Below are 17,208 nucleotides of genomic sequence, written 5' to 3' on the forward strand. Positions count from 1 at the left end.
TCAGCCGCCCGCCCCCAAGAGGACGAAATCGCAAGGACTGTCGCGGCGCGTGACCTCCGCCCCCATGGTCGAGATCGTGGCGGTGGCGGTTCCTGCCTGCGCAGGAGCCTCGCGAAAATTGAAGCAGTTGGCTTGCGGGGGGTTATGCTGCGCACAGGCTGTCAGGGTCAGGCCGAGCCCGAGCAGCACTACGCTGCGAATGATGGTACGGGTCATGTCACTCTCCAGAAATCAGGACGTTCGCGATAATCGGCGCCGACAAGCGCTTCGCCCTTCTCCATTCCGCCAAGGATGGTCACGAGCGGGCCGAGCGCGCTGAGATCGGCATCGATCACGACGGAACCACGGTCGTCGCGTACAAGCGCGAGCCGCGAGGCCGAGCCGACGCCCAGAAGCACGTCGAGCTCTTTCTCGGTCAGGCCGAGCATCGCGTAGTCAGCGGCGGAAGCACGAATGTTGGGCAAGAGCACCTGCGTCGGCACCGCTTCCACGATGGTCTTGCCGGTGCGCGTGCGCTCGAGCTGGCTGGCATATTGCGTCATCATCACGACGACGGCGTTCTGCTTGCGGGCGGTCACCAGCCAGTTGCTGAGGCGCTCCGCAAAGTAGGCGTTGTCGAGGGCTTTCCATGCCTCGTCGATGACGATGATGGTGGGCTTGCGGTCCTCGATCACCCGCTCGACCCGGCGGAAGAGGTAGGACAGGACCGCCATGCGTTCCCGCTCGCTCTCGGAATCGAGGATGCCGGTGAGGTCAAAGCCCGCGACGTCTCCATCGATGCTGAAACTGTCCTCGGCATTGGCCCCGAAGATCCAGCCGTAGCGACCCTCGGCCGTCCATTCCTGCATACGCTCGAAGAGATCGCCCTCGTCATCGGTCGAGACCAGCAGCGAGGCGAAATCCGACCAGTTTCGTAGGCCCGCATGTCCTGCGCTCGCGTTCTGGCGCACGACTTCCTGCAATCGGTTGGTCTGAACCGGGGTTAGCGGTCGATCGCGCCGCTCCAAGAGGCTCGCGAGCCAATCAGCAAGCCATGCCTGGCCCCGCATGTCGATCTCGGTCTGGAGCGGATTGAGGCCCGTGGGGCGCCCCGCCCGCACGGTCGAATAGCTGCCGCCGAGCGCGCGGACGGCCATCTCCATGCCCGCGCGATAGTCGAATACGAAGACCCGCGCACCTGCCCGCCGTGCCATGGTCATCAGGAAAGCCGCCAGGACGGATTTGCCGGAGCCGGGACGGCCGAGGATCAGCGTGTGGCCTCCCGTGGGCTCGCGATCCGGCGCGCCCTGTTCGTGGAAGTTGAAGCGAAAACCACTGCGCTCGGGTGTCGGAAAGAGCGTGATCGGCACGCCCCAGGGGACTTCCCGACCTGTCTTTCCGAGCGGGGTGCGGTGAAAGGTGGCGAGATCGGTGAAGTTGTGGTTCGTGATTGCGGCCTTGCGGCTGCGCGCCCCTGTGTTCCCGGGATGCTGCGCCATGAAATGCGCCCGCGCCCCGAAAGCTTCCGAGATCAGGTTGATCCCGGAAGTGGCGGAGATGTTGCGGATTTCGGCCGCGATGTCGTCAAGCGCCGTCTGGGTGCGGGCATAGACGGCCACGGTCATGTGGTGCTCGCCGAAGATCAGGCGTTTGGATTCCAGATCGTCCTGCGCGAGTTCCAGTTCCTGGGCGAGACTGACGGCTCCGTCATTGGCGGCCTGCATTAGCCGCAGCTGCCGCTTGATCCGGCCCGCCATGATGTTGGCGTTGATCGGCACAAAAGAGTGCGTGACCACCATGTCGACGGGCAGATTCAACTCGTCGAGCATCAGGCTATCGGTCTTGGCCGGGTAGTTCTTCACCGCAAAGATCGCCCCGAGCTTGTCGCCGACGGCACCGTCCGAGAGTGCGATGGTCGTGCCGCGGAAGGTGACGCGCGTATTGGCTACGTCCTCGGCGATCACACCGAGGCGCGACCGGGGGAAAAGCGGGGACTCCTCGCCCGTGTTGAGTGAACCGAGGAAGCCCAGAAGCTCGCCGGTGCTTGCGGCCAGCGGGCGGGGCTTCAGCTCATCGAAGGAGGACAGCAGAAACCCCACAACCTCGTCGAGCTTGCGCAAGCGGCGGGTGGTGTCGGCCGCATGTCGCGAGCGAGACGCCCCCAGACCGAAGGGCAGACGGCTGCTCGCCTCGGGGCGCTTCAGCACGGTCAGAGTCAGCGTCTTGTCGCGCAAACTCGCGCGGCCGAGATGCGCGTGCCATCGTTTGTCGACGGCGGCCGCAAACCCTTCGCCCGGAACGGGCGGCAGGGTCACGTCGACCGCTTTCGAGACCTTGTGCAAGTAGAATGAGAACTCGGTCCCGACCTGCGCCACGATGCCAGCCAGCAACCCTCCGATCCGGTCGAGATGCCCGTCCTCGCTCGTGGTGCTGTTCACCCCCTCGAGCCGGATGCATTGCATCAGCTCGTTGCCGCGTGTCCGGATCGTTCGGTCGTTCACGAGGCTCACATAAGGCAGCATCATTGAGAGCCGCTTCTCGCCCTTGACCCATGCGGGTAGCGCGGTCAGCGGATCGATGGCGTTCTCAATCTCATCGGCAATTCCATCACGGGGCATAGCTGTCGCCTCCATGCAGCTTGCGGTTCGTCGTGGGCGGGGTTTCCTGCAGGGTGATCACCAGGACATCGAGGAAGTTCGGATCCCAGTCCGCGGCCTTCCAGAGCGCCGGCCAGGCCAGCCCCGCGAAAACAGCCACCACCCAGCTCTGCACCCAGAGGAACAGAAGCGTCGAGCCGAAGAGCCAGACCATGGCGTACATGATCGGCAAGCCCATCAGCTTGGGTGGCCTGAGAAGGCCGATGAACACGCGGGACTGGTCAGCCATGGCCAAGAACTCCGGGATTGCTCAGGTGGTCCAGATGGCGGCGACGATGGTGGGTGCTGCGGCGATGCCCGCGATTGCAACCACGACCCAAAGCGCCTGACGAAAGTCGAGGATGCCAAAGAGCCAGGAAAGAAACACACCGATCAGTGCGAGCGTGCCAATCACGATGCCCAAGGGACCGGTGATCGCATCGACAATGCCTTGAAGCAGGGTCTGTACCGGCGAGAGGTCGATGCTTTGCGCAAGCGCTGGACCCGCCAGCACGATAAGGGCCGTCGCGCCGAGCGCGACGATCGCCCGCGTGCGGAGCACGCTTTGACGTTTCCTCGATGTCATGAAAGATCTCCTCTGAGCCGCTCAAACACGGCAGTCACACGGGCCACATGCCCTTGGGTTTCTCGAAAAGGGGGGATGCCGCCGTGGCGTGTGACCGCCTCAGGGCCAGCGTTGTACGCGGCAAGGGCCAGAGAACCCTCACCGAACTGGTCGAGCATCATCAGCAAGTAGCGGGCTGATCCGTCGAGGTTCTGCGCAATGTCATGTGGGTCCACGCCGAGGTCGCGGGCGGTATCCGGCATAAGCTGGCCAAGGCCTATGGCACCGACAGGGCTACGTGCAGCCGGATTGTATGCGCTCTCGACTTCGATATTGGCCCGGTAAAGGAGCGCCCAATCAGTGACTGAAAGCCCTGCGCGACGCAGCGCACCATGCCCGGCATACCGCAGAGCCGTGGTCTCGATCGCATGGAGGATTTCTGGGGTGGCGCGGGCGGCGGATCGAGCCGGGATCGCTGTCTCGCTCGTTGCGTCAGGAACGCGAGGTTCTGCGAAGAGAAAAAGGCGCCCGTTTGCCTCTTGAGAAGAGGAAATCAATTGGCCGTCTGGGCCAACCGAAAAGATGAAACCGTCGGCCAGGGCCGGGGGCGCGGAACAAACGCCTGTACCCAAAGCAACGACGAGCGCAGTCGCGCGGTCAGCTGCCTTTGACCGGAGGCGCGGCGTGGCGCTCGCGGCCACCTTCTTCAAGTGGGATGCTAGCGGTCGTACAGCCCATGTCGGCCAGGAAACTGACAAGGCCAACGATGGTTTTGAAGTCGCGGAGCTTGAGGACGCTTCGGCTGGTGACGAGCATCTTATCGTCACGCTCATCAGTGGCGACGGCGCGGATGACCCACGAGCCGTACCAGCTGTTATGGCGCTTCTCTGCTCTCTCCTTGCAGACCACCTCAATGAGGTAGCCCTCGGCGAGCAAGCCGCGCAGTCCGTCTTCTGTAACCACATTCGGGGCTTCTTCAATCATGGCCTTCCCTTGGGTCCTTGTTCTGCCTGGGTGCAGTATCAGGCCCACGGGGTCGCAACACCGTGAGCGATACAAAACAACATTAATGATAGCAAGACAATAATAACGTGTTGACGAAGTTCGCCTTGCTCCGATAACGGTGATAGCCGACAGAATGATAATCTTAAAGGCGGCAAAGGAGTTTTGCCCTGCGGCTGTTTATTGCGCGCAACGCACCGTTGCTGTTCGCGTTCCTGCTTGGAAGCATGCCGATAGCCGCGGCAGCAGATTGCGTACCTCCCGAACGACCGTTCTTGCCTCAGTCGCAAGACGACATGCGTGCCTACGCCGATCTGATCAGAAGCGATTTCGAGACCTACATTGCCGATGTGCAGGACTACTTTCGTTGTCTCGACGCCGAGCGCGCTCGCGCCTTTGTTGAGGCGAGGGAGGTCAGTGATGACTACGCCAGGTTCCTGAATGCTCTCGAGTAAGCGACTACGGGTTTGTGCCGCCAGTAGAAATCAACCGTTAGACCAACGCTCCGTCAGTCTCTAACGCAATGATGTTTTTCAAGCGGGCGATCATGTCGTCACCGCTTGCGACATCCGCGCTCGCACATTCATTGATCGATTAGGATTTCAGCAGTTTGTTCAGACTTCTACGAAGAATGTATGAAAAATTGGCCCACACGTTTTGGTGACTTGCCGACATTTTGTTTCAGCAATACAGCTTCAAAAATGATGTACAGGATTCGGGCCTTTTTTGGGATACTCCAGATTGCCTCCATATTGGTGGCAGTGACCCTGATGCCGTCCAATGCATCAGCCATGGTTTCGTGCTCTGTTGAACAACTCGCCCAGGAGTCTTCAAACGAGCGCCACCATCATGAAACGGACATTCCGGCTGCAGATATCGACCATGGAGCAGACCACTGTGCGTCACATATCTGCGTGGTCGGAGACTTCGTAGGTGCCGAAAGTTGCACAAAGCAGTCCGCTAATGTTTCCCTCCGGTCCTGGGATATTGCGTCCCTAGTCCGTTCGGCCACACCCGAAGGTTTGCGGCGCCCTCCTCGCGCCTGATGCACCTGTAGCCGCAGTTTGACTGCGACCATCTGCATCTGACATTTCGAGGAAATCTAAGTGAAAATTCTGCTTGCGGCATCCTTGCCGCTGTTCGGGGCCGCCTGCTCGGCGCTTCCTGAACTTGAAACCGTGCCAGCGCTTACGGCGGCGGTTACATCGCCTGTGGTCGCGTCTGCGCAACCCGGGCCTGTTGTTGCTTACGCGGGCTACTCGGTCGGAGAACCGGCCGAATGGCGGACGCTGAATGATGAACAACGGGAGGGTGGCGAATGAAACTGCCTCTTCTCATGGGGTCCATGTTGCTGGTGTCCGCCTGCGCCAGTCCTGCCGTTCTTGAGCGCGCAAAACCAGATCGCGCGGGCTTTGGCAGTGTCGAGACGGGTGCACGCCAGGCTCTAGGGGCCACACCGATCTGGAACCTGTCTGCCGCGGACCTTGAGGAAACGCGCAAGAGGGTTCACGCCATGGTGCATGGTAAGACCGTCAGCGCCGACACCGCAGTGCAGGTTGCCCTGATAAACAGTCCCGCACTTCAAGCCAGCTTCGCTGAGCTAGGTCTGTCCTCAACTGACTTATGGGAAGTGGCTATGGGGCCGGTGCCCTCGATCGGTGTGTCAATCTCCGGGTTGGCTGGCGATGTCACTCGCACACTTGAGGCAACATTAATCAACTCCCTGCTCGACGTGGCAACATCCGCACCGCGGACCCAACTTGCGGAGATTCGCTTCAGACAATCCGAACTTGCTGCGCTCGCCGACACGATAGACTTGGCCGTTGAAACCCGCCGGGCCTGGATTGAGGCGGTTGGCGCTTTCGAAGCCGCTGCACTGATCGCTCAAACTCAGGGCACTGCCGAGGCAGCGTCCGAACTTGCTGTGCAACTGGGCCGTACCGGCGCGATGAGCAAGGCCGATCAAGCAAGAGAGCATGCCTTTACTGCTGAGCTTGCCGCCGAACGTGCAGCCGCCCAATTGGAGGCGCAATTGGCCAAAGAAAAACTGCTTCGGCTGATGGGGCTTTGGGGTAGCGACACCACTGTATTCGTGCCGGACTCGCTGCCCGCCTTGCCTGGTGGCCCGCGCGTTGCAGGAAATATCGAACAGCTGGCACTGGCAAACCGCGTAGACCTGGCATCTGGAAAGCTGGAACTCGAGGCGCTCGCGCTGGACTACCGTCTGACCGGGCAAACCCGTATGGTCTCGGACGTCCAGTTGGTGGCTGGTTTCGACCTGGAACGTGCAGCCGGAGAAACCGAGGCCAATCCAGCGCTTGCTCTAGATTTCGAGATCCCGCTCTACGACACCGGTCCGCTGGTGTCGAAGCGTGGCCGCATGGCCTATCTGCAGGCAGCGAACAGGCTGGCCCAGCAGGCCGTCGATGCGCGTTCGGACGCACGCATGGCCTATAGGGCCATCACCGGTCGCCATAGCATCGCGCGGCATTGGCGCGACTCTGTTTTGCCTCTGCGACGCCAGATCGATGACGAAGCGCTGCTGTCCTACAACGGCATGCTGACCTCGACCTTTGAATTGATCGCTGATGCCCAGGAGGGGCTCGCTTCGCGCCTCTCTGCCGCAGAAGCGAAACGTGACTACTGGCTTGCCGAAACAGACGCGACCGCGGCGATTTGGGGCGGGGCAATTACTCTGACCGGAGGTAGCGAAGAATGATGAACCGTCGTCAATTACTGGGCGCGGGATTGACCGCGAGCGCTGGAGCTGTGCTGGCGAACGCCGGGGCCGCGCAAACACGCTTTCGCGATCTGCCCGAGGCCGCCTTTACCGACAGCCCCTATACACAAGTTCCCCCAAGGCCTTCGGATCGGTTCGACTACAACCCCGTTGTAACACTGAACGGATGGTCTTTGCCGTATCGCATGAACGGAGATGTAAAGGAGTTCCACCTCGTTGCAGAGCCTGTTGAAAGGATTATGGCGGACGGGATGATTGCGCGGCTCTGGGGCTACAATGGCCAATCCACCGGACCCACAATCGAAGCGGTCGAAGGCGAGCGGGTGCGTATTTACGTAACCAACCGTCTTCCGGAACATACCAGCGTGCATTGGCACGGACTGATCCTGCCATCGGGAATGGATGGAGTTGGTGGTTTGTCGCATCCCGGCATCCCGCCGGGTAAGACCTTCGTCTACGAGTTCGACCTCATCAAGTCCGGCACCTTCATGTACCACCCGCATGCGGACGAGATGGTACAGATGGCCATGGGCATGATGGGGCTCTTCATCGTGCATCCGCGCGACCCGGCGTTCATGCCGGTGGACCGGGATTTCGCGTTCCTCCTTGCGGCCTATGACATCGACCCGGGGACCTACATCCCGCGCGTGGCCGAGATGACCAATTTCAACATGTGGACCTGGAACAGCCGGATCTTCCCGGACATCGATCCTCTGGTGGTCAACAAGGGAGACCGTGTCCGTGTGCGTTGTGGCAACCTGACGATGACCAACCACCCAATTCACATGCATGGCTATGACTTTCAGGTCACCTGTACTGACGGAGGCTGGGTGCCGGAAAGTGCCCGTTGGCCCGAGGTCTCGATCGACATTCCTGTAGGCGCCATGCGCGCCTACGAGTTCGACGCGATTCACGAAGGTGACTGGGCGATCCACTGCCACAAGTCGCACCACACCATGAATGCTATGGGCCACGACATCCCTACATTTATTGGCGCCGACAAGTCCCGCCTGACCCAAATGATCCGCCGCCAGCAGCCTGGCTACATGCCGATGGGCACGGCGGGTATGGCGGATATGGGCGAGATGTCGATGGAGATCCCCGAGAACACCGTGCCGATGATGACCGGATGGGGGCCGCATGGCCCATTGGAAATGGGTGGCATGTTTAGCGTGGTGAAGGTTCGCGAGGGCATCGACCGCGACGATTACAGCGATCCTGGCTGGTACGACAACCCGCCCGGAACACAGGCCTACGAATGGACGGGCGAGCTGCCCGAACATGCATACAACACCAGTCCGAAAACCGTGATCACGCCGCGCGGCGGCGTGCGGCAGGGCTGATGCCAGAGCACAGGAGAAACACGCTCATGAAAACTGCACTTTTGACATTGGGGCTGGCCCTGATTCCCGCCCTCGCAATTGCGGACGCCGGGCACGGCAACGGTCAAATGGCCATCGGCATGCCTGCGATGCATGGCCATGAACCCACGCGAACCATCGATGTGATAATGCGTGAGGACTACGACAAGGACGCACCGTTCGTCTTCGAACCCTCCTCGGAAATGACTTTTTCTGAGGGTGAAACCGTGCGCCTGCGCATCACGAACATGGGTGAGGAAACCCACGAGTTCGTGATGGATTCGATGGCACAAAACGCTGAACACAAAGAGCTGATGGCCAAGTTCCCTGAGATGGAACATGACGACCCTAACGCTGTGCGCCTTGAACCAGGTGAAGAGGCGGAGATCCTTTGGACTTTCAACAAGGCCGGCAACTTCGAATTCGCCTGCCTGCTGCCCGGCCACTATGAAGGCGGCATGCACGGCGCCCTTACTGTCAACTGATCTCAAATCAAAGGAAACCAATCATGACCAAATTTTTGACGCTCGCCGCTGCCCTTCTGATGACCGCTGGAACTGCAATTGCTGCTAGCGATAGTGCCATGTCCTCGGGCACGGTGACCAAGATCGATGCCAAGTGGAACAAGATTACTGTCGACCATGGCCCGCTGGAAAACCTCGACATGCCAGCAATGAAAATGGTCTTCGTTCTCGCCGATCCCGCGATGCTGGAAGGGCTGAGTGAAGGCGCACAGATCAACTTCGTTGCCGACCGTGTGAATGGCAAGCTGACTATTACAGAGCTGGTGCAGTAACTACAGGTCGCGCGCCCTGTCTCGCAGGGCGCGCGATTTCATTCGTCGTCGGAGATCATGAGAAAGTTGCGTCGTCTACGACAGAAAGATCCGCAAGAATTGGACAATCCGGTCGGTGATCGCCAGCACACTGGTGCACGAGAGACGAAAGAGTTTCTTTCATCGACATGAGTTTAGAGATCTTTTCATCAATCTGGCGCAGGTGCTCCTCTGCGACGGCCTTTACCTGCGCACTTTCTCGATTGTCATCGTTATAGAGCGCCAAAAGCGTACGGCAGTCTTCGATTGTAAATCCCAAGGCTCGCGCTCGTCCGATGAATGCCAGCTTATGAAAATCGATCTCTCTGAAGCTTCGATACCCGTTTGCAGCGCGCAAAGGTGTTACTAGACCGATATCCTCATAGTAGCGAATGGTCTTGGCCGGCACTCCTGACCGCTCGGCAACATCACCAATGTTCATTTCTGCCTCCTCTCACTCGGCCGGGACGGGGGCGAAGTCCTCCACCCGCCCAGACTCTTGGCGCTCGTCCATCGCCGGTCTTACGCGCCGCAGCCGCAAGGCGTTCGTCAAGACAAAGACCGAGCTAAGTGCCATCGCACCGGCAGCGACGACCGGTGACAGCAGCACGGCGAAACTCGGATAAAGCGCTCCGGCGGCCAAGGGTATCAAAGCCACATTGTAACCAAAGGCCCAACCAAGGTTCTGTTTGATGTTTCGCATGGTGTGTCGCGAGATCTCGAAAGCGTTCACAACGCCGCGAAGATCACCGGACATCAATACGACATCTGCGCTTTCGATCGCCACATCCGTGCCAGTGCCGATGGCGATGCCAACATCCGCGTGGGCGAGCGCGGGTGCATCGTTGATGCCATCGCCAACAAAGGCCAATGTGCCCTGCTGGCGCAGATTTTCCAGTGCCGCCACCTTGCCGTCGGGCAAGACCCCCGCGATCACGTGGTCGATACCAGTCTCTTCGGCAATTGCTTCTGCCGTTTCGCGTTTGTCGCCGGTAATCATTGCCACCTTCAAACCCAGACTGTGCAGTGCGGCAATCGCGGCTCGGCTCGAGGGTTTGACCGGATCGGCGACGCCAATCGCAGCCACCGCCTTGCCATTGATTGCGGCGAAGAGTGCGGTGCGACCTTGCCGTGCGAGCATAGTTTCAGCCTCTGCGAGTTCACCAAGATCGATCCCTTCGCGCTGCATCATTCGGTCAGCTCCGACAACAACCTCGGCCCCGTCAACGATGGCGCGCACGCCATACCCTGTAATCGAAGTAAACGCGCTCGGTTCCGACAGTCTGATGTTTTCCGCCTGCGCGCCGCGCACGATAGCTTCGGCGATCGGGTGTTCTGATCTGGCTTCGACCGATGCGACTGCCGCAAGAACGGTGCAGCGCTCGGCTCCTTCCGCCAGCACAAGGTCGGTCAGCGCGGGACGTCCGGCGGTGACGGTGCCGGTCTTGTCCAGAGCGACAACCTTGACGTCCCCCAATGCTTGCAGAGCATCCCCCTTGCGGAACAACACGCCCATTTCAGCAGCGCGACCGGTCCCGACCATGATCGACGTCGGCGTCGCCAGTCCCATCGCGCAGGGACAAGCAATGATGAGAACTGAGACACCCGCGACCAGCGCATAGGTGAGGGCGGGATCAGGGCCGAATATTAGCCAGACAAGGATCGTCAAGGCGGCGAGGGTCATCACAGCGGGGACGAACCAAAGCGTGATCCGATCCACCAACCCTTGAATGGGGAGCTTGGCGCCCTGCGCATCTTCGACCATGCGGATGATTTGGGACAACGTGGTATCCGCACCAACACGCGTTGCTTTATAGGTCAGACTGCCCGCGCCATTGACCGTACCGCCCGTGACAGGATCACCAGCCGACTTGCCGACCGGCACGGGTTCCCCGGTGATCATGCTTTCATCGACATGGCTTTCGCCGTCCACAACCTCACCGTCCACGGCGAGTCGTTCTCCGGGGCGCACAACAATCAGATCTCCGGTGCGCAAGGCATCGATCTCGACCTCGACCGCATCGCCGTCACGCAAAATACGCGCCGTACGAGCCTGTAGGCCGAGCAGCTTCTCGATTGCAGCCCCTGTTCGCCCTTTCGCTCGCGCTTCGAGCCAGCGCCCGATCAGGATCAGGACCACGATGACCGCGGCGGCCTCGAAGTAGACAGCGCGGACGGCCTCGGGCATCAGCGACGGGAAGAACGTTGCGACAACTGAATAAAGATAAGCTGCGCCTGTGCCGACGGCGACCAGACTGTTCATGTCTGGAGCACCTTTCAGCAAGGCCGGAAACCCTTTCAGATAGAACTGTCGGCCGGGCCCAATGAGCACAGCCGTTGTGAGGATGAACTGGATCAACCAGCTGGCCTGCTGTCCTATGGTATTGTTGATCGCCATATGCACGGCCGGGATCAGGTGCCCGCCCATTTCCATCAGGAAAACCGGCAAAGCGAGTGCTGCGGCCAGTGCCACCCGGCGTGCCAACCCGCGCGCTTCCTCTTCTTTTCGCGAAGTGCGATCCTGTGTTGCCGTGGCCTCGGCCACGCTGGCTGGATATCCGGCTTGCTCGGATGCACGGATGAGGGCCACAGGGTCGGTCATGCCCTCAAGATATGTGATGCGCGCATTTTCCGCCGCAAGATTAACGTTGACCTCCAACACGCCGGGAACCGAGGCAAGTGCCTTATCGACGCGCCCGACACAAGAAGCACATGACATGGACGCGATGTTCAGCGTCACGGATGCCGTTCGCGCTGGATACCCGAGATCTTTCAGGGCTTGGACCGCATCTTGCAGGTGGGACGAACCATCCACGCTGAAACGCGCAGTCTCGTTCGCGAGGTTCACCGAGACATCGGATATTCCCCTCAACGCGGCTAGGCCCCGATCCACGCGCCCTACGCATGAGGCGCAAGACATTCCTTCAATCGAGAGTGTCACTTTGGATTGATCTGTCATTTCAGTCTCCTGGAATCCCATTTGACACCCCAAATAGGAGTTCCAGTGACTGGAAGGTCAATACCCAATTTGAACTTTCCTGGCTTCGCTTTAAAAATCTACGGAGACCCTTGACCTTCCCCCCACTGGAAGCCCCATCTGCACTGAACAAGCTGTCACAGAGGAGACATCGACATGAAATTCAACGTTCCCGACATGAGTTGTGGTCATTGCACCAGTACGATCGAAAAGGCGATCAAGGCAGCTGACGCAAATGCGAGCGTATCTTGCGACATTCCGGCCCGCACGGTTTCTGTTGAAGGTGCACTGTCAACAGAACGGCTGACGGCCCTGCTTCGTGAAGCTGGGTACGAAAATACCGTGACTGCCTAATCTATGGGTCATCGCACCCGTCGTGACGGGTGCGATGACCTAGCGATTTCTAGCGACGGATTTGCCTGGTTTTCTGAGGTTCCGCAGATCATGAGCGCGAAGGCAACAGGATGAGAGCACTGCCTAGGAGGCAAAGAAGAATGCCTGCAATGTCCCAGCGGTCCGGTCGGCTCCCCTCCACTAGCCACATCCAGATCATGGACGCCGCTATGTAGACGCCCCCGTAAGCTGCATATGCCCGACCGGCCATTTCGCTTTCTGCGCGCGTCAAAAGCCATGCGAAGAGTGCCAAACTTACCAGACCTGGCCCGACCAAAAGCGGCGAACGATCGAGCCGCAACCATGCCCAGAAAGCAAAACATCCAGCGATCTCGGCAAAGGCAGCAATAAGATACCAAAGGTAAGTCATCTTCTCGCCGCCTCTTTCAGTGGTAGGCCGTGCCTAGGTCTTTTGGTCTGTAGGGGCTCCGACTCATTCGCCTGCATCATTGCTCATCGGGCGTGATGTCAGAACCCACCGCAGAGTGCTAGTTTGCCGACGCCCGCACGTTGTCGACCAGTTCCGTGAGCTTATCGCTTTCCACGAAGCCTGGAACCAGATTGTCGCCGATCACAAATGAAGGCGTGCCACTGAAGCCGAGCGACTGCGTCAACCGCATCGAGGTCGCGATATGCTCTTCAATTTCGGGGCGCTCCATGTCAGTTTGAAGGCGTTCGATGTCGAGACCGACCTCTTGTGCTATCCTGAGAACGCTTGCTTCTTCCGCCCGGCCGTTCATACCCATTAGGGCCCAGTGGAATGCCTCATACTTGCCTTGCAGCCGCGATGCGAGTGCAGCTTTGGTTGCAAACACGGATCCGTCCCCGAGAATTGGCCATTCGCGATAGACCAGACGCACATTGGGGTCAGCCTCCAGCAGTGCCAGAACTTCCGGCATAGCGCGGCGACAATATGGGCAGTTGTAATCGAAAAATTCGATAACGGTCACATCCCCATCGGGATTGCCGAGAACCGGTGCATTCGGGTCTTGCTCGAGCAATTGTCGCTGATCGCGCAAGACGGTTGCCTGCGCTTGTGCCTGGGCTTCGGCGTCCTGACGTTGAAGTATTTCGACTGCTTCCATGATGATTTGCGGATTCTCGCGGATAGCCTCATATACAAGTTCCTTGACCCGCGCTTCGTCCAGGTCTGCGGCCTGCACTGCCATTGGAAGTAAGGCAAATGACGATACGAGCATCAAATTTCTGAAAATCATGTCCATTATCCCTCTTGTTCTGCTGCTGTGCGTGCGGCCTGAGCATTGCGCTCTCGCTCTGGCCAGGTCGACTTAATGAAGCCGAGAATGTTCCAAATTTCCTGATCTGTGAGTTTGCCGGCGAAGCCCGGCATGCCACTGTCGAAATCTGAGCCCTGTTGTCGCATCAGTTCCGCCCCCCCGAGCTTGGTGTAGGAGAACAAAATCTGGTCACTATGGTGCCAGGTATGACCGTTGCGATCATGCGGCGGCGCGGGCAGGCGGCCATCTGAACCAGGGCTTCGCCAGTCTGGTTGCCCTTCGAGATTGGCGCCATGGCAGGACGCACAGTTTTCAGAATAGAGAGCTTGCCCCAGTTCGATATTGACGTCGTCAAACGGGGAAGAACCCTGGGAGGCATTGCCGCTGAACCACCAGGTTGCACCTAGCCCAATCAGGCCAATGGATGAAATTACCGCCAGGTAAGCTGATCTCATGCGACCTCCAGCCACGTCATCATGCCGGATGCCGCGTGCGAGAGCATGTGACAGTGAAACAGCCACTTTCCCGGATTGTCGGCAACGAAGGCGATCTCGCGAGTCTCGCCACCGAACATCAGCAAGGTATCCCGCAGGGGACCAACTTCACCGCCCTCCAGCACCTCCCGGAAATGCATCCCGTGCAAATGCATGGCGTGGGGGAAGGATGTATCGTTGTAGATCTCCACTCGCGCTGTTTCACCGCGTGACAGGCTAGCCAGTGGCTTCTCGGTCATGCCCACGGTACCATTGAAAGCCCAGAACTGGTTCGCGTCGACCAGTTGGCGGAACGTTTTTCGCTCACCCTCAAGTATGGCTGCGTCAAGGTTGCCCATTGCCCCGCCTTCCATGTTGAGCCTGATGCGTCTCGCCTGCTCCAGTCCCGGCACATCCATATTAGGGTTCGGTGGCAGAACTTGGGGGACATCCCGCACAGCGGAGGCCAAAGTGCCGGTCACGCGAAACTCGGTTTGGGCAAATCCCTGGCCGTCTTCAAGCCGCACCAGATGAGCACTTTCCCCTTCATCCGCAATGACGTCGACAAACAAATCCGCTCGTTGGCCCGGCCCAAGGATGATCGGTTCGCTGATCTCACTCGGCGTCACCAGTGGCATTCCGTCGAACGCCATCACCCACCCCTTTAGACCTGACAGGCCCAAAACAAAGATCCTGGCATTTGCCGCGTTGATCAACCGAAGCCGCATCCGCTCACCCTGGCTCACGTTGAGCGTAGAATTGAAGCTTCCGTTGGTGGCGACAAAGTTGCCACGTCGGCCTGCATGGCTACGATCATGAACGGCTTCAAAATCTGGGTCGAGTTGTGCGGTCTCCGGGTTGAGGAGCCAATCGTCAAGAATAAGGACTTCATCGCGATCAACATCCGGGGCTATCGGTTCTTCGACGATCAACGCTCCGTAGAGCCCACGAGCGACCTGTTCGACGGAGCGATTATGCGCGTGAAACCAAAAAGTTCCTGCATCTGGAACGGCAAAATCGTAGTCGAAGGTTTCGCCTGTGGGGATGGCATCTTGGGTGAGCCCGGCCACGCCGTCCATCGCATTTGATATCCGCACGCCATGCCAGTGCAGGGACGTCGCCTGCGGCAACTTGTTGACGAGCCGACGTTGAAGACGCGCGCCCTGCCGAACACGGATCACGGGGCCAGGAAACTTTCCGTCATAGCCCCAAATCTCCGTCTTGGGGTAGTCCGGAGGGGCGAGTTGTACGGCGCCACTTTGCGCTGTCATCACCTGAAATTCAGGGGTGGCTGCAGATCCGGCCTTGGGGAAGAAGCTCAACGCACTCATTGCCAACCCCGATTGAATGAATGCTCTTCTGGTGTGTGTCATTTCGTTCTCGTTTGTTGTGCGAGCCAGTTTTGGCTCACACATTGTCTCTATTGCAGTCACATGTCTTTATTAGCAGCGGCGCCCTCGCCCTGAGCGACCCGGTCGGCTCGAGGTTCGTCACCATCAAGCAAGTACACGGCCATCGCTTCCAGATCATCGGGGGACAAAAAGCGCGTATTGCCCTGCACGACCTCCACCATGCTGCCGCCGAAAGCGTCGCCTGACGGCGTCACGCCAGTACGCAACGCATAGGCGAGGTTGGAAACGGTCCAGCCGCGTTCCGCCAGAGAGTTCGGCGTGATCGAAGGCGCCTTGCTCCCCCCTGGCAATGCCTCATTTCCAGCAAAAACCGCGTCAAGCAGGCGCCCGCCTCCGATATTGCGTGGCGTGTGGCAAGCACCGCAATGTGCTGCACCTCGAACCAGCTCGCGACCGCGGTTCCATTGTGCGTTTTTCTCGTCAATGGGTTCCGTGGGTGGATCGTAGAGATAGGCCGCCCGCCATAGCTTCAGGCCCCATCTCTGATCGAAAGGAAACTTGACATCATGCTCAAGCGCTGCCTCGGCGACTGGTGGCACGGTCTGGAAAGCTGCCCAAAGGTCGGCAATGTCCTGATCCGTGAAATCCGCATAGAACGGATAGGAAAAAGCGGGATAATACGGCTCTCCGCTAGGACTAATGCCCTGGCGAACCGCCTTGGCGAACTGCTCAACCGTCCACCCCCCGATGCCGTTCTCTTTGTCTGTCGTCAGATTGGGCGGAAAAAACGTGCCAAAATCTGTCGCCAGCCCCGCGCCGCCTGCGAGTGCGGCGCCGCCAGCCTCTGAATTGGTGTGGCATGAAATGCACCCGGATACGCGAGCCAAATAGGCGCCGCGCTGGACATCACCCGTTTGCGTGATCGACGCGGGCACCTTGCCAATCGGCCAGATCACAAGGCCGCCGACCACAAGGGCGCAAAGCGCCCCTGCAGCAAAGACCAGTTTTTTCATCCGGCACATCTTTACTTCGCCTCGTAGCGGAATTTCGCGTGACATGCCGAACATGTCTGGGTCACCATGTTGAATGCCCCATCTGCGGGCATCGAGGCATAGTCCATCATCGGGCTTCCTGACGAAGTTCCCATCATGGACGAAGCTCCCATCATGCTTCCGGGGGATTGCGTGCCCATCATGGAGCCTGCATCCATTCCCGCACCTGACGCCATAAGCCCGTTGTCGGCGGCCTCGGCAAGACCTTCGCTAACCACCTTGAGCTGCTCTGCGAGCGCACTGAATTCTTCCCAATCCGACCAGATCTCGGACTTTGCTTCGGACGGTTTCCCAGCAGACCCTTCGGGAAACAATTCGGTCATGCCTTCGCTATGTTCGACAAAGACGCGTGCTCCCGTACGAACAGCTTCAGCATCATAGGTGATTTCACCACGCATCATCGGAGCCAGTTCTTTGACCGATTGCCCCATGGCCATCATGCCGTCCATGCGTTCTTTGACGACACCTTCCGCGCCACCATGTGCAAATGCAGCTGCGGCCATTGTCGTTCCAGCCAAGAGGCCGATCATCAGTTTGCTTTTCATCGTTCCGTATCCTGTATTTCCATGCTTGATAGATTTAATTTGATGAGGCGTGGTTGCCCCTAGGTCAGGATAGGTGTTTGG

21 protein-coding genes are annotated in these 17,208 nt (G+C 59.2%); 7 read left to right on the top strand and 14 right to left on the bottom strand.

Going from position 1 to position 17,208, the window contains the following annotated elements:
• The 6 genes from P73_RS23710 to P73_RS23735 are packed head-to-tail and all read right to left on the bottom strand — an operon-like array spanning position 1 to position 4,164.
• On the bottom strand, positions 1-216 hold the full coding sequence (locus P73_RS23710; RefSeq protein ID WP_043872333.1) for a hypothetical protein: 216 nt from the start codon (positions 214-216) through the stop codon (positions 1-3).
• Complete coding sequence (locus P73_RS23715; protein WP_043872334.1) at positions 213-2,597, bottom strand: VirB4 family type IV secretion/conjugal transfer ATPase; 2,385 nt, start codon at positions 2,595-2,597, stop codon at positions 213-215. Before P73_RS23715 ends, P73_RS23710 begins: the two co-directional genes overlap by 4 nt.
• Positions 2,587-2,865, bottom strand: coding sequence for a VirB3 family type IV secretion system protein (locus P73_RS23720; protein ID WP_009574151.1), 279 nt, complete (start codon positions 2,863-2,865; stop codon positions 2,587-2,589). The genes P73_RS23715 and P73_RS23720 overlap by 11 nt, the downstream gene beginning before the upstream one ends.
• Before the next feature lie 21 nt (positions 2,866-2,886).
• Positions 2,887-3,201, bottom strand: coding sequence for a TrbC/VirB2 family protein (locus tag P73_RS23725; RefSeq protein WP_043872335.1), 315 nt, complete (start codon positions 3,199-3,201; stop codon positions 2,887-2,889).
• On the bottom strand, positions 3,198-3,881 hold the full coding sequence (locus tag P73_RS23730) for a lytic transglycosylase domain-containing protein (protein ID WP_043872336.1): 684 nt from the start codon (positions 3,879-3,881) through the stop codon (positions 3,198-3,200). Before P73_RS23730 ends, P73_RS23725 begins: the two co-directional genes overlap by 4 nt.
• The gene (locus P73_RS23735; protein ID WP_009574148.1) at positions 3,838-4,164 is read right to left on the bottom strand and encodes a hypothetical protein; all 327 of its coding nucleotides are present in this window, start codon (positions 4,162-4,164) and stop codon (positions 3,838-3,840) included. Before P73_RS23735 ends, P73_RS23730 begins: the two co-directional genes overlap by 44 nt.
• Positions 4,165-4,478: 314 nt before the next feature.
• Here P73_RS23735 and P73_RS26230 point away from each other — a divergent pair, with 314 nt between their 5' ends.
• From P73_RS26230 to P73_RS23760, 6 genes are all read left to right on the top strand, one after another.
• Entirely contained in the window at positions 4,479-4,637 is a 159-nt protein-coding gene (locus tag P73_RS26230) for a hypothetical protein (protein WP_169747690.1), read from the top strand.
• 651 nt (positions 4,638-5,288) lie between these two features.
• A complete protein-coding gene (locus P73_RS25835; protein WP_066707477.1) occupies positions 5,289-5,504 on the top strand; it encodes a hypothetical protein in 216 nt (71 codons plus the stop codon).
• A complete protein-coding gene (locus tag P73_RS23745) occupies positions 5,501-6,901 on the top strand; it encodes a TolC family protein (protein ID WP_043872337.1) in 1,401 nt (466 codons plus the stop codon). Before P73_RS25835 ends, P73_RS23745 begins: the two co-directional genes overlap by 4 nt.
• Complete coding sequence (locus tag P73_RS23750) at positions 6,898-8,265, top strand: multicopper oxidase family protein (protein ID WP_038147513.1); 1,368 nt, start codon at positions 6,898-6,900, stop codon at positions 8,263-8,265. Before P73_RS23745 ends, P73_RS23750 begins: the two co-directional genes overlap by 4 nt.
• Before the next feature lie 26 nt (positions 8,266-8,291).
• Positions 8,292-8,768 carry a cupredoxin domain-containing protein gene (locus P73_RS23755; protein WP_009574143.1) on the top strand — a complete coding sequence of 159 codons (477 nt, stop codon included), beginning with the start codon at positions 8,292-8,294 and terminating at the stop codon, positions 8,766-8,768.
• Positions 8,769-8,791: 23 nt separating this feature from the next.
• Positions 8,792-9,079: a copper-binding protein gene (locus P73_RS23760; RefSeq protein WP_009574142.1), complete on the top strand. Its 288-nt coding sequence runs from the start codon at positions 8,792-8,794 to the stop codon at positions 9,077-9,079.
• A gap of 55 nt (positions 9,080-9,134) precedes the next feature.
• On the opposite strand, the gene cueR is transcribed toward P73_RS23760, so the two are convergent.
• Together cueR and P73_RS23765 are read right to left on the bottom strand one after the other, a co-directional pair.
• Complete coding sequence (gene cueR / locus P73_RS25355) at positions 9,135-9,539, bottom strand: Cu(I)-responsive transcriptional regulator (protein WP_038068304.1); 405 nt, start codon at positions 9,537-9,539, stop codon at positions 9,135-9,137.
• 12 nt (positions 9,540-9,551) lie between these two features.
• The gene (locus P73_RS23765) at positions 9,552-12,056 is read right to left on the bottom strand and encodes a heavy metal translocating P-type ATPase (RefSeq protein WP_038068303.1); all 2,505 of its coding nucleotides are present in this window, start codon (positions 12,054-12,056) and stop codon (positions 9,552-9,554) included.
• 174 nt (positions 12,057-12,230) lie between these two features.
• Between P73_RS23765 and P73_RS25360 the strand changes: the two genes are divergently transcribed.
• On the top strand, positions 12,231-12,428 hold the full coding sequence (locus tag P73_RS25360; protein WP_009573644.1) for a heavy-metal-associated domain-containing protein: 198 nt from the start codon (positions 12,231-12,233) through the stop codon (positions 12,426-12,428).
• An 88-nt stretch (positions 12,429-12,516) separates the two neighbouring features.
• On the opposite strand, the gene P73_RS23770 is transcribed toward P73_RS25360, so the two are convergent.
• The 6 genes from P73_RS23770 to P73_RS23790 all read right to left on the bottom strand — a co-directional run bounded on the left by P73_RS23770 (position 12,517) and on the right by P73_RS23790 (position 17,127).
• Positions 12,517-12,837 (bottom strand): YnfA family protein, encoded by a 321-nt coding sequence (locus P73_RS23770; RefSeq protein WP_009573643.1) that lies wholly within the window; start codon positions 12,835-12,837, stop codon positions 12,517-12,519.
• Positions 12,838-12,955: 118 nt separating this feature from the next.
• Positions 12,956-13,690 carry a DsbA family protein gene (locus tag P73_RS23775; protein WP_090062994.1) on the bottom strand — a complete coding sequence of 245 codons (735 nt, stop codon included), beginning with the start codon at positions 13,688-13,690 and terminating at the stop codon, positions 12,956-12,958.
• Positions 13,690-14,160, bottom strand: coding sequence for a c-type cytochrome (locus tag P73_RS25365; protein WP_009573641.1), 471 nt, complete (start codon positions 14,158-14,160; stop codon positions 13,690-13,692). Before P73_RS25365 ends, P73_RS23775 begins: the two co-directional genes overlap by 1 nt.
• A complete protein-coding gene (locus P73_RS23780; protein WP_028095398.1) occupies positions 14,157-15,551 on the bottom strand; it encodes a multicopper oxidase family protein in 1,395 nt (464 codons plus the stop codon). Before P73_RS23780 ends, P73_RS25365 begins: the two co-directional genes overlap by 4 nt.
• Before the next feature lie 56 nt (positions 15,552-15,607).
• A complete protein-coding gene (locus tag P73_RS23785; protein WP_051130659.1) occupies positions 15,608-16,552 on the bottom strand; it encodes a c-type cytochrome in 945 nt (314 codons plus the stop codon).
• Between the two features lie 2 nt (positions 16,553-16,554).
• On the bottom strand, positions 16,555-17,127 hold the full coding sequence (locus P73_RS23790; RefSeq protein ID WP_009573638.1) for a c-type cytochrome: 573 nt from the start codon (positions 17,125-17,127) through the stop codon (positions 16,555-16,557).
• Positions 17,128-17,208: the final 81 nt, after the last annotated feature.

Source organism: Celeribacter indicus, from assembly GCF_000819565.1.
Classification (GTDB): domain Bacteria; phylum Pseudomonadota; class Alphaproteobacteria; order Rhodobacterales; family Rhodobacteraceae; genus Celeribacter; species Celeribacter indicus.